General features: G+C 52.2%; 11 protein-coding genes. 6 read left to right on the top strand and 5 right to left on the bottom strand.

Translation table 11 applies throughout. The features are described 5' to 3' along the window. Positions 1-14 precede the first annotated feature (14 nt). Positions 15-2,045 carry a methyl-accepting chemotaxis protein gene (locus ACFOMG_RS12200; protein WP_376866957.1) on the top strand — a complete coding sequence of 677 codons (2,031 nt, stop codon included), beginning with the start codon at positions 15-17 and terminating at the stop codon, positions 2,043-2,045. Here the strand turns inward: ACFOMG_RS12200 and ACFOMG_RS12195 are convergent. Genes ACFOMG_RS12195 through ACFOMG_RS12180 form a run of 4 tightly spaced genes read right to left on the bottom strand, consistent with a single transcriptional unit; the run spans position 2,004 to position 5,958 of the window. Then, on the bottom strand, positions 2,004-2,690 hold the full coding sequence (locus ACFOMG_RS12195; protein ID WP_376866956.1) for an alpha/beta hydrolase: 687 nt from the start codon (positions 2,688-2,690) through the stop codon (positions 2,004-2,006). The two genes, ACFOMG_RS12200 and ACFOMG_RS12195, sit on opposite strands and share 42 nt — an antisense overlap. Positions 2,691-2,734: 44 nt before the next feature. After that, complete coding sequence (locus ACFOMG_RS12190) at positions 2,735-3,505, bottom strand: SDR family NAD(P)-dependent oxidoreductase (RefSeq protein WP_376866955.1); 771 nt, start codon at positions 3,503-3,505, stop codon at positions 2,735-2,737. 8 nt (positions 3,506-3,513) lie between these two features. Beyond that, on the bottom strand, positions 3,514-4,704 hold the full coding sequence (locus ACFOMG_RS12185; RefSeq protein WP_376866954.1) for a DUF819 family protein: 1,191 nt from the start codon (positions 4,702-4,704) through the stop codon (positions 3,514-3,516). Between the two features lie 18 nt (positions 4,705-4,722). Continuing rightward, positions 4,723-5,958 carry an alanine racemase gene (locus ACFOMG_RS12180; protein WP_376866953.1) on the bottom strand — a complete coding sequence of 412 codons (1,236 nt, stop codon included), beginning with the start codon at positions 5,956-5,958 and terminating at the stop codon, positions 4,723-4,725. Between the two features lie 176 nt (positions 5,959-6,134). Between ACFOMG_RS12180 and ACFOMG_RS12175 the strand changes: the two genes are divergently transcribed. From ACFOMG_RS12175 to rluB, 4 genes are all read left to right on the top strand, one after another. Further along, positions 6,135-7,349: a tryptophan--tRNA ligase gene (locus ACFOMG_RS12175; protein WP_376866952.1), complete on the top strand. Its 1,215-nt coding sequence runs from the start codon at positions 6,135-6,137 to the stop codon at positions 7,347-7,349. Further along, entirely contained in the window at positions 7,346-8,239 is an 894-nt protein-coding gene (locus tag ACFOMG_RS12170) for a segregation and condensation protein A (protein ID WP_376866951.1), read from the top strand. Before ACFOMG_RS12175 ends, ACFOMG_RS12170 begins: the two co-directional genes overlap by 4 nt. Before the next feature lie 77 nt (positions 8,240-8,316). Beyond that, complete coding sequence (gene scpB / locus ACFOMG_RS12165; RefSeq protein WP_376866950.1) at positions 8,317-9,720, top strand: SMC-Scp complex subunit ScpB; 1,404 nt, start codon at positions 8,317-8,319, stop codon at positions 9,718-9,720. A 47-nt stretch (positions 9,721-9,767) separates the two neighbouring features. Next, entirely contained in the window at positions 9,768-10,604 is an 837-nt protein-coding gene (rluB, locus tag ACFOMG_RS12160) for a 23S rRNA pseudouridine(2605) synthase RluB (protein ID WP_376866949.1), read from the top strand. 97 nt (positions 10,605-10,701) lie between these two features. Here rluB and ACFOMG_RS12155 read toward each other — a convergent pair whose 3' ends face one another. Further along, positions 10,702-11,901: a porin gene (locus ACFOMG_RS12155; protein WP_376866948.1), complete on the bottom strand. Its 1,200-nt coding sequence runs from the start codon at positions 11,899-11,901 to the stop codon at positions 10,702-10,704. Positions 11,902-12,431: 530 nt separating this feature from the next. Between ACFOMG_RS12155 and thrS the strand changes: the two genes are divergently transcribed. Beyond that, a complete protein-coding gene (gene thrS / locus ACFOMG_RS12150) occupies positions 12,432-14,363 on the top strand; it encodes a threonine--tRNA ligase (RefSeq protein WP_376866947.1) in 1,932 nt (643 codons plus the stop codon). Positions 14,364-14,365: the final 2 nt, after the last annotated feature.

The following is a 14,365-nucleotide window of genomic DNA, read 5'->3' as shown; positions in this document are numbered from 1 at the left end:
GGAGGGGGGAGTATATGGATTTCCTGCGTAACGCCAGTGTGAAACATAAATTTTTATTACTGCTGCTGACGCCGTTAGTCGCGTTGTTGTTATTTCAGGGCATGTTGCTGAAGAGTCATCTGGATGGTGCCACGTCCATGGACCATATCACTCAGCTGGCGCAGCTGTCCGGGGTTAACAGCGCTCTGGCTCATGAGTTACAGAAAGAGCGTGGCATGTCGGCCGGGTATCTGGGCAGTGCTGGTAAAAAGTTTGCGGATGCTCTGCCACAACAACGACAGCTGACGGATCAGCGTCTGAGCGAGTGGCGGAGCTGGCTGCAGAACAATGACTACCAGAATTATCCGGCGATTATGAAGGAGCTGGAGCAGATTCGTCAGGGGCTGAGTCAGCTGGCTGAGGTGCGCGGTAAAGTGACTCAGCAACAGGCCGAGCTGGCCAGTGTACTCAGCTATTACACCAGCAATATCGGCCATTTGCTCAGTGTGCCAGCCATTGCTACCCGTTATACCCGCGACGGTGATATGTCTCGTGAATTACAGGCCTATTATAATTTTCTGCAGGGTAAAGAACGTTCTGGTATTGAGCGGGCGGTATTGAGTAATGCCTTTGGTCGTGATGCTTTCGCCCCCGGATTGTATGCCCGTTTTGTTGAACTGGTGGCCGGGCAAAGGTTTTTTTTAGGAAACTACCGATTGTTTGCCGATCCGGGTTCGGTACAGCAATTTGATGCGTTTTTGCAGAGCGCGGAGCAACAGGAAGTACAGCGTTACCGCGATATTGCTCATCAATTTCAGCGTGATGGCGGTTTTAATATTGAGCCCGCCAGCTGGTTTGCCGCGTCAACGGCGCGGATTAATCAGCTGAAAACGTTAGAAGACCAGTTTAAAGATGCCATGTTAGCCAGCGCCAGGCGAGCCGGAGCTGAGGTTCGCTCCGCCATGTGGAGTACTCTGTTGGTTGCGGCTGTTACCCTGATTGTGACTGTTACGATTGCCTGGTGGATGTCGGCATTAATGTACCGTCAGATCATCGAAGTTTCGGAAACGATGCACCAGGCCGGGCGTGAATTCCGGCTCGACAGCCGCAGCCGGGTTTTTATGCATGATGAATTAGGTAATGCCGCTGAAGCGTTAAATGAGATGTTAAATAATATCTCTGATTTAGTGTGTGAAATGGACCTGACGTCGCATCAGCTGGAGCTGATTTCCATCCAGAATCACTGCACTGTGTCGCTCAGCAGTAAGGGTATGCAGGTGCAACAACAGGAAACGGAAAGTGTGGTGGTTGGGGTAACCGAACTGGAGCAGGCGACCCGGGAAATTGCCAATAATATCCAGACGGTGGCTGATCGTTCTGAGCAGGCACGCCAGGTATCTCACGAAGGCGGGGATGTGGTGGAGCACAGCGTTGAGAGGATTTCTCAGCTGAATCAGCATATGGGTCAGGTGTCAGCCACAATCCGTGAATTACATGAAAGCAGTGGTGCCATTGGTGGTGTGTTAAATGTGATTAAAGCCATCGCAGAGCAAACCAACCTGCTGGCACTGAATGCCGCTATTGAAGCCGCCCGCGCCGGTGAGCAGGGACGTGGGTTTGCGGTGGTGGCCGATGAGGTGCGCACGCTGGCGCAACGAACTCAGGAATCGACAGCGGAAATTGAAAGTATTATCGGTAAATTCCAGCAGGAATCGGAAGCGGCTTTTAAAGCCGTGGAACAGTCTCAATCGGCGGTGGAAGAAAGTGTGGCGATGTCGGGCAAGCTCGACAGTGCGCTGCATGCCATTCGTAAAGCGATTCAGGATATTCAGGATATGGCCGATCAGGTTGCATCGGCTGCAGAGCAGCAGGTTGCCACCAATAAAGAGCTGGGTGACAGCATGCGCAATATTCACAATATTGCTGACCATACGGTCGCGACGTCTGAGTTTATGCGTAAAACCTCAACCGAACAGCGTGAGCTGTCGCAGCGGATGAATGAGCAGGCTGCCCGGTTTAAGGTATCAGCCGAGGCACTGGCGAATAAACGCCGCGATTTCCTCTAGTTCGGCATCACAGACTTCATGCTGAATCGGATAACTGTGCCACTCTGGTGTCAGACCTTGCTGTTGCAGGGTTTCGCAGGCTTCCTGGCCAAGCATCACCGGCACCACCATGTCCTGAGTACCGTGAGCCAGGAAAATCGGTAACTGCTGGTTGGCCGGCTGAATACTGAGGTCGGTTGCGATGTAGGTCGACAAGCAGATCAATCCGCCAAGGGTGTGCCGGCATCCCAGTGCTGCCTGATAAGCCACGGCTCCGCCCTGAGAAAAACCGGCAACAATAATACGCTCTGCAGGGATGCCGGCATCCACTTGTTGCTGAACCAGGCGCTGAATGGCGTCGACCGCCAGATTAAACTGTTGGCTGTTAATGGTACGTCGTGGTGATGCCGCCAGAATATCGTACCAGGCGGGCATATTAACGCCGCCGTTAATGGTGACGGGCAGTTGTGGCGCATGCGGGTAGATCGCCCGTAATCCTGGTAAGTCGCAGCTCTGGCGTAAAACCGGTGTTAATGGCGCAAAATCATAACCATCTGCACCGAGGCCGTGTAACCAGATAATGCAGCTGTCTGCCTGGCTGTCCGGCTCATGGCATACCAGTTCCAGGTGATTAAATTCAGACAGGGTTTTCCAGCGATTTAACATGACAATACCTCCGTAGCGCAGCAGTATAAGCGATATTGTCGTGTTTAATAATCGGCTGGCAGGTATTTAAGCAGCAACCAGCCGGTCAGTTTTTTGGGTAACAGCAGCGCCAGGCGGATGAGCCATCGGCTGCTGGCCGGGAACAAATGATCGGTTTTAGCGCTTTCCATGCCGTGAATTATATGTTGTGCAGCACGGCTTTCAGAAATTTCCAGCGGTGAGGGAATGCCGTCGTTGGCTACACGTTCGGTCGCAACAAAGCCGGGATATAAAGACACAAAATGAATGTTGTCGTTTTTCAGTTCCAGGCGGCAGGCATCCATTAATATGCGGGCGGCGGCTTTTGCCGCGGAATAGGGACCCTGCATTGGCAGTCCGAGAAAACCGGCCAGGGAGTTTGTGTGAGCAATTAATCCCTGTTGCCGGGTTTTCATATGAGCAATCAGCGGCACTAAAAAATTCACCAGTGACAGATAGTTAACATTCATATTATGACGGATGTCGGTCGCGCTGGTCGTTGCCATATTAAATGCTGGCCCATCGCCCACATTTAATAACGCGACGTCAATGCTTCCATGGTGTCGTATTGCCTCTGCAACGGCTCGTGCAGCGTCTTCTTCACAGGTTGCGTCACAAACAATTACCTGTGCCCGGCTACCCAGTGCCTCAACCTCCTGAGCCAGCTGTTGTAACTCTGCCTGACGCCGGGCGACTAATATCAGCCGATTATGTTGCTGCGCCAGCTGCAGTGCGACACAACGGCCGATGCCGGAGGAGGCGCCAACCAGCAGGATAGTCTTATGACGGAGTTTCATTGCCTGAATCAGCCGCCAACCAGGCTACGGGTGGCGTAGGCAACCGCAACGCCGAGATAATTACCAATCACATAGCCGGCAATTGCCGCAGCAAATCCGGGGATAATAATTTCACGATTTTTTAACGCACCGGCTATCACCGGAATAAAAGGCACCGACATAATGGCGGCTGAAGAGGTAATCAAAAATGTATCGATATCAATCTTCAGTAATTTGCAGATCAGTGCCTGTAACATCAGCGAACCAATCAGAATAAAGCCGATATAGGCAAACAGATCGAGGTTTAAATTGGTAATAATGCTGGTGTCGGTCATGGTTCCCATGGTGAAACAGAATACCAGGATCAGATACATGCCCAGCTGAAAACTATTAGCCAGCTGGCGTACATAAGGAATAAAGGATGCTGCCAGGCCCAGGCTGGTAATGGAGATAATGGTTACGGCGGATGACATGCTTTGCGGAAACAGTGAGGCAATCGCCACCGCGGCGCCGACACACACGGCAGAAACCACTAATGCCAGCAGTGTTTGCGGCAGGGTTTTAACCTGAGTCAGGGTTTTATAGCTATTCGCTGTTTCATCGGCCAGGTGGGCAAACTTATGATCGTGGTGTGAGTCTTCGTGCACGCCGCTGGATTCAAATGGCCGTAATAATAAACTGAAAATAGGTTTGGCCAGCGTCATCACAAACATCAGGTACAGTGCCGATAATAAAATATCGTAAGTCGTCATAGTGACAAAAATTTCCTGATCGGCCTCAATCGCGGTTTTGATCGCGGCCATATTCGGGCCACCACCGGTATAAGCCCCCACCGACATGCCGGCAATCTGCCAGATATGATCAAGTTTGTGCTGAAATAAAAATGCACCACAGGCACTGATCAGCATGACGGAAAACAGCGCAACGGCCATGCTTTTCATGGTGTCGCCCGCCATATTCAGCGAGTGTTTTACATCAATGGAAAACACCAGCAAGGGTAACGCCAGTGCAATGGCAATTTCGGATAACTGGGTCTGCACACCGGTCAGGGTTTCGGCACCAATCAGCTGGGGTAAGTCCAGTCCGGCGCTGAGCGCGATGCCTGTGCCAAAGGCCAGTACCACAACGCCGATTTTATCTAGCAGGCGGCTGTTCTGGCATAACAGAATTAACAGCGCAGGAAAAAGTAAACAGATCAGGGCGGTTATAACGGCAGTCACACAAAACTCCTTAAATAATCAGTGGCTGGTGGTTGCGGTGCTGTCTGCTACGACAACTTCCTGGCTGGGATATTGAAAAACCGGCCAATATTCGCTGATGTGGCCACTATCCAGCAGCGCGATATCGCCAAACTGTAACAACACGGCTTCGCTCTGAGTGGGGCGGAAAAACATAAAGTCATCGATCTGTAGCGGGTGTCCGGGAGGCACTTCATACAGCTCCTGGTTACTGGAATGGCCAAGGATATCCGAGCGTTTGCTGTCCGCCGGGTAACACGGCTGTGCCAGCCAGTTACCGCCATAAATAAATACACCACGCGGGGCTGATAATCCGAGTTTGCGTAATATGGCAGACAACCAGCCGGCCATGGGAATGTCCGGGTTGCTGACATCTTTTAATACCGGTGCCGCGATAAAGGCAGCTGGGTCATGATGCTCCAGGGTGAATACATCAAAGTCGGTTGGCTTGACCAGTGCGGAGGCCGTGGCGATTTCATTCACCGGCAGTTTGCCCTGGTACAGAGGGTAGGTGCTGCTGCCGCCGGCATTCAGGCACATGTTACTGACTGCCTGCTGGCCGAAAACATCCACGGCCTGGTCGACACAATGCTGATAACGCTGCATGGCGATGCGGAAGGCTTTTTCTGCACCGCCTAAAAACGCCGGTATCTTGCTGACGTGGGCCTCGTAGCCCATCAGGCCCGACAAGGTTAACCAGGGGCTTTCTTTAATATGTTGTAGCGCCTGGCGGAAGGTGTTGTCCTGATTAAAACCACCGCGATTCAGGCCAATATTGATTTCCAGATTAATCTGAAGCGGTTGCTGCTGTTGTTCGGCGTAATGCTGGTATTGCTGCAGCCGCTGGGGGGAGTCAACCAGCCATTGCAATTGTTTATCTGGCCGGAAATCGCTGACGTTGTGCGCCTGCCAGTCATAAAAACACCGTACCGCGCTGATGGGCATGGGTTTACCCAACAGGATGTCGGCTTCCGGAATCTGCTGAATAACGTGCATTAAAAACGGCAGGTGAAAACTCATCAGGCGGTGGGTGCCGGCGCGGTTCATGATATAACGCAACATGCCGACTGATGGCAGCGATTTCGCGACAATCCGGTATTGGTAATGAGGCTGAATGGCGCTCAGCAGATGGTCGATATTGCGATCCAGCCGTTGTTTATCAACCAGCAGGGTTGGCCGTGCTATACCGGCGTGCTGCAGGGCGTCAGTTAATTGCCGGAAGTAAAGATCGTTCATGGAAGTATCCGCGATATTCATGACGTTATCAGTATTATCATTGTTATGTTGTACGTTTGTACCATAAAGTTCTTGTGGCTGTCACCGTCAGTGCCGGGTTTGCGGTCAATTTCCCTGTTATCTGTAAGGGCTGCGCGGTAAACTAGCGGCTTCGTAGTGACTATGAGGAACAGACGTTGAGTTCTGTCGACCCGCAGAGGCGAGTGTTATCCGGAATGCGACCAACGGGTCGTCTTCACCTGGGCCATTATCATGGTGTGTTAAAAAACTGGGTGAAATTACAACACGAATACGATTGCTTTTTTTTCGCTGCCGACTGGCACGCGCTGACCAGCAATTATGAGCGCAGTGGTGATATAGCCAATTCCACCTGGGATATGCTGATCGACTGGCTGGCGGCGGGCATTAATCCTGGCTCTGCCACCCTGTTTATCCAGAGTCGCATTCCTGAGCTGGCTGAGCTTAATCTGTTGTTGTCGATGGTAACTCCTCAGACCTGGCTGGAGCGTGTCCCCAGTTTTAAGGATCAGCAGGAACGTCTGAGCGATAAAGAACAAAGCACCCTGGGATTTCTGGGGTATCCGCTGTTGCAGAGTGCCGATATCCTGGCCTTTCGCGCTGGGTTAGTGCCGGTGGGGGCTGATCAGGTAGCGCATATCGAGCTGGCGCGCGAAATTTCACGGCGTTTTAATCATCTTTATGGTCGTGAGGCCGGTTTCGAGACCAATGCGCAGCTGGCGATCAAAAAGCTGAATAAAAAAGTGGCGGGACTGTATACCCAGTTACGCAGCGCCTATCTTTCTCAGGGTGATGCCGAAGCCCTGGCAACCGCGCAGGCACTGGTAAAAGAACAGAGCAGCCTGACGCTGGCGGATACCGAGCGTTTATTGGGCTATCTCGAAGGAACCGGTAAAACCATTCTGCCGGAGCCGCAGGTGTTACTGGCCGATGCATCACGCTTGCCGGGGCTGGATGGCCACAAGATGTCGAAGTCGAACGGCAACCTGATTCCGCTGCGGGCGGAGCCGGATGAAGTCAGTAAAAAAGTGCGTACTATGCCAACCGATCCGGCGCGGATTCGGCTGAGTGATCCGGGGGATCCGGATAAATGCCCGGTGTGGCAGTTTCACCTGACCTATTCCGATGAAGCAACCCGTGAGCGGGTGCAGACTCAGTGTCGTTCTGCCGGCTGGGGTTGCCTGGAATGTAAACAACCGGTGATCGATGCGATTATTGCCGAGCAGGAGCCGATTCGGGAGCGTGCACGTCAATACGAAGGGAATCGTGATCTGCTGCGCAGTATTGTGGTGGAAGGTACGGAAAAAGCCCGGGACGAAGTGCGCGACACGCTGGAAGAAGTACGGGAAGCCGTAGGGCTGGATTATTTGTGACACAACAACCAACCGCAGAGCCGTCCGGAGCATCGGAAGCCGGCATCGATGAGACCCGGCCCGGTCAGCAGGAAATGCCGTTTGCACTGGTGCAGGGGCAGCCGCTGACTCAGCTGCCGCTCGATCTGTATATTCCGCCGGATGCACTGGAAGTGATTCTGGAGCAGTTCGAAGGACCACTGGATCTGCTGTTGTATCTGATTCGTAAGCAGAATCTCGATATTCTCGAAATTAACGTATCAGATATTGTCGACCAGTATCTGGAATACATCGATATGATGAAAGCCATGCAGCTGGAAGTGGCCGGTGAATATCTGGTGATGGCTGCTATGCTGGCGGAAATCAAAAGCCGCATGTTGCTGCCGCGAAATAAAGAAAGCGGAGACGAGGAAGAAGAGGATCCGCGCGCGGAACTGATTCGTCGTTTGCAGGAATATGAGCGCTTTAAAAGTGCCGCGGAAAATCTGGATGAATTACCACGTCTGGAGCGTGATACCTGGTTGGCGGATGTGGATGCGCCGGAACGTATTCAGGAGCGTATCCATCCGGAAGTGGATATGAAGGAGCTGATGCTGGCTTTTGCCGCGGTTGTGCGACGCACCGAGCGGTTTGAGCATCATGAAATTCAGCGCGAGCAATTATCGACCCGCGAGCGCATGACCCAGGTGCTTGATCAGCTTAAAGGTGGCAGTTTCACTACCTTTAAATCGCTGTTTGATCCGCAGGAAGGTAAACTGGGGGTAGTGGTCACGTTTCTGGCCATACTTGAGCTGGTGAAAGAGTCCTTGATTGATATTGTGCAGCAGGATACTTTCGGCGCCATTCATGTAAAAACCCGGGAAGCCATCAGTCCTCATCGCCAGGCGCGGGATGAGTCAGCGGATGAATAACCTGCGGATGAATAAATAACGCCGCTGTCGTTGTTTATACCAGCCGTGATAATTAAGACCGTCGTGAGACACTCTTTATGGAACGACCGCCGTTAAAAAATATTCTCGAAGCTGCCCTGATGGCCGCTGGCAGCCCGTTGTCACTGGAGCGCATGCAGAGTCTGTTTGACGACCATGAACAGCCGAAAAGCACCGAGCTCAGGCAGGCGCTGACCGAAATTAAGCAGGATTTGCTTGGTCGCGGAATTGAGCTGATCGAAGTCGCCAGTGGCTATCGTTTGCAGGTGCGCACGCAAGTGGCGCCCTGGGTGGCACGCCTGTGGGAAGAGAAACCCCAGCGTTACTCCCGCGCTCTGCTGGAAACCCTGTCCCTGATTGCTTACCGGCAACCCATCACTCGTGGTGATATTGAAGATGTCCGGGGTGTGGTGGTCAGTTCGCAAATGATGAAAACCCTGATCGAACGGGATTGGGTGCGGATTGTTGGTTATCGTGATGTGCCGGGGCGTCCGGCGATGTACGCCACCACCAAAGAATTCCTCGATTATTTTGGTCTGCAAAGTCTGGAAGATCTGCCCAGTCTGGCGGAAATCCGTGAGCTGGATGATGCTAACCGCAAGCTGGAGCTGGGTGAAGACGCTCAGGCACGTCAGGAAACACCAAAAGAATACGACTTCAGCAGTGAAGAAGAAGTGGAGCAGCGCGGTGCCAGTGTACTGGATGCCACCGAAGACGACCTGGCCAAAGCCGCAGCGCTGGTGGAGCGGGTGGAAGCTAATGTGTTTGCTCGTCCGGAGGACGAACAGGATGGCGCAGAGACACCGCAGGATCTGGGTGACCTGTTAAAACGTCTGGAAGACGCTGAGCAGGGTCGTGAGCCGCCCGTGCAGGATGCTGCTGAAGGCGACGGTGTTAGCGGTCATGCGGTTGTTGCTCAAGACACTGTTGTTATCGATGAGACTGTTGTTACCGATGAGACTGTTGTTACCGATGAGACCGCTGTTACAGAGCCGGTGGCGGCACTCGGTGCGCCGGAGTCTGGTGCAGCTAGTGTCACAGAACAGATGGCGGTGACTGACCTCGATCAGGAGCGCAATCATCAGGATGCGCCAAAAACACTGGAGGATGCTCAGCGGGCCAGGCTGCTGGCCGAACAGCAGGCTATTAAGGACCGAATTCTGGCGGAGATCGCCGCCGAACAGGCAACCGCAGGCAACGAGGGTGAAAGCCTTGGGGCAGAGCCGGAAGCCGTTGATCATGTCCCGGATGATGACCCGCTTGGCATGCCGCCTACTGCGGAGCAGGATGCTGATGAGCAGGAAAGGCTGGAGCAGGAGCGGTTGGAAGCCGAAGCACTCGCTGAAGAGTTATTGATTCAGCAGGAAATTGAAGCAGAAAAAGCCCTGCTGGCAGAGCAGCAGGAAGAGCAACCAGATGATGACGATGATACGTCACCGTCCGGGCCCAGTTTATTTGGCTGATGTGCTACAGCACCTCAGCAACAAGCGAATGTTAACTAAGTGAATTTATGAAAGAACGAGTACAGAAATTATTGGCCCTGGCGGGTGTGGCATCCCGTCGAGAAGCGGAACGTATGATTGCGGAAGGGCAGGTTACTGTGAACGGTGAAACCGCAAAGCTGGGTGATCGTGCACACCGCCTGGATGATGTGCGGGTGAATGGCCGGCCGGTTAAGCTGGATGAAGCGGGTCGTACCCGGCGGGTGCTGGCGTATAACAAACCGGTGGGTGAGGTGTGCTCCCGTAATGATCCGGATGGCCGGCCGACGGTGTTTGATCACTTGCCGAAAACCAAAAATGAGCGCTGGATTAACGTTGGCCGACTGGATATTAACACCAGTGGTTTGTTGCTGTTTACCACCGATGGTGATCTGGCCAATAAGCTGATGCATCCATCGTCGGAAATCGATCGTGAATATGCCGTCCGGGTGCGTGGTGAGGTTGATGACGCCATGATCGAACGGCTGAAGCAGGGGGTTATGCTGGAAGATGGGCTGGCACGTTTTACCGATGTGCAGTTTTTTGATGGCGAAGGTCAGAATAAGTGGTATCACGTTGTTGTGATGGAAGGCCGTAACCGCGAGGTTCGCCGTTTATGGGAAAGTCAGGGGATTGAGGTCAGCCGTCTGAAGCGGGTGCGTTATGGCTGTATCTTTATGCCGGCCAATATTCCGGTAGGTACCTGGGTTGAATTAAAACAACGTGAAGTCAATGATCTGGCTGATCTGGTGGGGCTGGAGCGTAAGCGTACCAAGCGTCTTATCGGTAAAGAAAAAGAGCAGTTTGTACGTCAGCAGAAGCGCCAGAAAGTAAGGCAGTCAGCCGAGAAGCGCAAAAAGCACTGAGTCTGATAGCTTTTACTTCCGACACGAAAAAGCCCGACCAGAAATGTTTCTGCTCGGGCTTTTATCTTTTGTCTGAGTTAAATCGTTAAACGATTAATCAGAAGCTCTGGCGCAGGCTAACCATAAAGGCTTGCACTTTACCGTCATCGCCGTAGTCGGCTTCTTCAAACTCGAAGCCAGCCAGGCGGTTGCCGCTCAGTTGATAGTACGCACTGCCGAAGATGTTGCCATCCAGCTGCAGGTTAGCTTTGTTGTCGTCTTCACCCACGCCGTAACCCAGGTTAACGGTCAGCTTTTCGCTGGCTTTATATGCGGCTGCAACGGTGGTTGAGGTTTTGCCATCGTCGTCACCGGTATCACGATCCGCTACGCGGTATGCCAGGCCGAGCTCCAGTTGTTCTGTTGCCTGGAATTTACCGCCTAAGCTGTAGATCATTGGCGCTGCAACATCGATGTTTGCATCTTTAGCTGCACGGCTTTCTTTAACGAGAGATTTAATGCCAACTGCGTTCAGCGTCAGGCTGCCGAAGGTTGCTGCGCCACCGACGGTTACAGCTGTAATGCCACTGTCGTTCAGTAATTGCTTGCTGCCACCCTGAGTCAATGGTTCGCCATTAACCAGAACCGGGTTGCCGCCAGCTGTTACTGGTTTTGCGCCTACTGTAGTTTCTCGGCCATCTTCTGCAATATGCAGTGCAACGGTTGCAGTGAATGGGCTGTTGGAGAAGCCGCCACCGCCAAAGGTGTAGTTAATGGTGCTGTCGTTACGGTAGCCGTAACCGACGGAGCCTGGCATGACTTCAGTGATGTAGAAGTAAGTGCCCATGCCCTTAACTTCGCCACGGTGTGTGTTCCAGGCGCTGTATTCAAAGAAAGGTGACCACTGTGCGCCTACTTTGATGCTGTGCTCGCCGTTAGACAGGCCAAACCAGCCTAAGCGGGTGCGTGCAAACTGACCGCCGTCATCCAGCACATTGATACGTGCTTCGACGCGGTAGCTACCGGTCCAGCCATCGCCCAGGTCCTCTTCACCTTTGACACCCAGACGAGACTGAACGCCGTTGGTTAACGCAAATTCACGGTCGTCGCTGTTGCCGTTGGCGGCGTTAGCCGGATCATCGGAGCCACCGCCCGCAAACACATGAGGGGCCTGATCCTGTGGAGAATTCAGACTCGAGGAGTAGGTTTCCAGGCCAATATCAACGAAACCATAAAAGTTTACGCTGGGTGCAGCGACAGCAGTTGAGGATAAGGCGACTGTTGCCACGGCAATGGCCAGTGGAGTTTTGTAAGACATATGTTCATACCTTCTTTTAATTCTTGTCGTGTCTCTCCAGACGAAGACGTTCCGCGAGGAGAAATCACGAAATCCACGCAACCTTACCCAATTTTGACTAAATGGCCAGTTCAATTTTGGTCTGATCTGACACACTGATTTGCAGCTGTTTAATTTCTGTTCAGACGTGATATGACCCTGATAAGGAAATTCGCGACGAATTGGTGTTATTATCTGAACAAATCCCGTAAATCACTGATATTTAAAGCTAAAAATATAAAAAATAAGCGGTTTTAAACGCTGTGATTCATGCTTTTCTGGGTATCTTGCGGAATTTTGCTGGAGCGTGATTGGCCTGACTTGACCGACTGGAAAGTCAGGTGTTTTTTGAACAATGATTGATTGTGGTCAGGAATTTGATTGAATTATCAATGAATCTGTGCGGGACGGGCGCTGAACGACGGTTTACACATATTGACAGGCCCTGTAGAGTACGCGCTCAATTTATTCACGTGGCCTGTCGTGGGGGCCACCACTGGTAAGGAACTGCTATGCCTGTTATTACCCTTCCTGATGGTTCGAAGCGCGCATTCGACCAAGCTGTAACCCTGATGCAAGTTGCTGAAGATATTGGCCCTGGTTTAGCCAAAGCGACGGTGTGTGGTCGCATTAATGGTGAGCTGGTTGATGCTTGTGAACTGATTACTGACGATGCGGATATCACGCTGATCACCGGACGCGATCAGGAAGGCCTGGAAGTGATTCGTCACTCGTTTGCTCACCTGGTTGGTCATGCCGTTAAACAACTGTATCCACACGCTAAAATGGCGATTGGTCCGGTGATTGACGATGGCTTCTATTACGACATTGATTTCGAGCGTCCATTTACGCCGGAAGATGTTGCTGATATTGAAAAGCGCATCAAAGAGCTGATCAAAAAAGATTACGACGTGGTAAAAAAGATGACGCCAATTAAAGAAGCGCGTCGTCTGTTTGTTGATCGTCAGGAAGATTACAAAGTCGAGCTGATCGATAATCTGATTGAGCTGGGAGAGACGGAAGTAGGTCTTTACCACCATGAAGAATATGTCGATATGTGTCGTGGTCCACACGTACCGAACACCCGGGTAATGCGGGTATTTAAGCTGATGCGTGTGTCCGGTGCTTACTGGCGCGGTGACGCGAATAATCAGCAGCTGCAGCGGATTTATGGTACCGCCTGGAATGATAAAAAAGAGCAGAAAGCGTATCTGACCCGGCTGGAAGAAGCGGAAAAACGCGACCACCGTAAGCTGGCCAAACAACTGGATCTGTTCCATTTACAGGAAGAAGCACCGGGTATGGTGTTCTGGCATCCGAATGGCTGGACCATGTATCAGGTACTTGAGCAGTATATGCGCAAGGTACAGAACGATGCCGGTTATAAAGAAATTAAAACGCCGCAGGTCGTTGACCGCACTCTGTGGGAAAAGTCCGGCCACTGGGATCATTACGCCGATCATATGTTTACCACTGAGTCTGAAAAGCGGACCTATGCGGTAAAACCGATGAACTGTCCGGGCCATATCCAGGTATTTAACCAGGGGCTGAAGAGTTATCGCGATCTGCCGTTACGTCTGGCCGAATTTGGCTGCTGTCACCGTAACGAACCATCCGGTGCATTGCACGGCATTATGCGGGTGCGTGGTTTTACCCAGGATGATGCGCATATTTTTGTGGCAGAGAATCAGATCCGCCAGGAAGCCTCTGACTTTATTAAGCTGACGCTGGATGTGTATAAAGACTTTGGCTTCGATAATGTTGAAATGAAGCTGTCGACCCGCCCGGAAGGACGGATCGGTGATGACGAACAGTGGGATCTGGCTGAAGCCGCACTGGAAGATGCGCTGAATAATGCCGGTCTGGATTGGGAGTTGCAGCCGGGTGAAGGTGCCTTTTATGGCCCTAAAATTGAATTCTCATTGCGTGATTGCCTGAATCGGGTGTGGCAGTGTGGTACCCTGCAGCTCGACTTTATGTTGCCGGGCCGATTGGGGGCTCAGTTTGTCGATGAAGATGGCGAGCGCAAAACCCCGGTCATGTTACACCGTGCGATTCTGGGTTCCTTCGAACGTTTCGTCGGGATTCTGATTGAGCACTATGCCGGTGCGATGCCGCCATGGCTGGCGCCGAGTCAGGTGTCGGTACTGAATATTACCGACAATCAGAGCGAATACTGCGAAAAATTGGCCCAAAGCCTGAAATCACGTGGTTATCGTGCCACTGCGGACTTGAGAAACGAGAAGATCGGCTTTAAAATCCGCGAGCACACTTTGCACAAGGTACCTTACCTGTTGGTGGTAGGGGATAAAGAAGTAGAAGCAAACACCGTTGCTGTTCGTACTCGTAAAGGTGAAGACCTGGGAGTCATGAGTGTCGATGCCTTTATTGAGTTGTTAGAAGGCGCCATAGCACAGCGCGGTCGGTTTGGAATGGAGAGCTGAGT

It is taken from the genome of Bacterioplanoides pacificum (assembly GCF_042648445.1).
Lineage (GTDB): Bacteria > Pseudomonadota > Gammaproteobacteria > Pseudomonadales > Oceanobacteraceae > Bacterioplanoides > Bacterioplanoides pacificum.
This window is presented reverse-complemented; position numbering and strand designations above follow the sequence as displayed.

What these genes read in the sequence shown, in the direction of transcription:
- ACFOMG_RS12200 (WP_376866957.1), top strand. Translation starts at nt 15, where the DNA reads ATGGATTTCCTGCGTAACGCCAGTGTGAAACATAAATTTTTATTACTG.
- ACFOMG_RS12195 (WP_376866956.1), bottom strand. Translation starts at nt 2,690, where the DNA reads ATGTTAAATCGCTGGAAAACCCTGTCTGAATTTAATCACCTGGAACTG.
- ACFOMG_RS12190 (WP_376866955.1), bottom strand. Translation starts at nt 3,505, where the DNA reads ATGAAACTCCGTCATAAGACTATCCTGCTGGTTGGCGCCTCCTCCGGC.
- ACFOMG_RS12180 (WP_376866953.1), bottom strand. Translation starts at nt 5,958, where the DNA reads ATGAACGATCTTTACTTCCGGCAATTAACTGACGCCCTGCAGCACGCC.
- scpB (WP_376866950.1), top strand. Translation starts at nt 8,317, where the DNA reads ATGGAACGACCGCCGTTAAAAAATATTCTCGAAGCTGCCCTGATGGCC.
- rluB (WP_376866949.1), top strand. Translation starts at nt 9,768, where the DNA reads ATGAAAGAACGAGTACAGAAATTATTGGCCCTGGCGGGTGTGGCATCC.
- ACFOMG_RS12155 (WP_376866948.1), bottom strand. Translation starts at nt 11,901, where the DNA reads ATGTCTTACAAAACTCCACTGGCCATTGCCGTGGCAACAGTCGCCTTA.
- thrS (WP_376866947.1), top strand. Translation starts at nt 12,432, where the DNA reads ATGCCTGTTATTACCCTTCCTGATGGTTCGAAGCGCGCATTCGACCAA.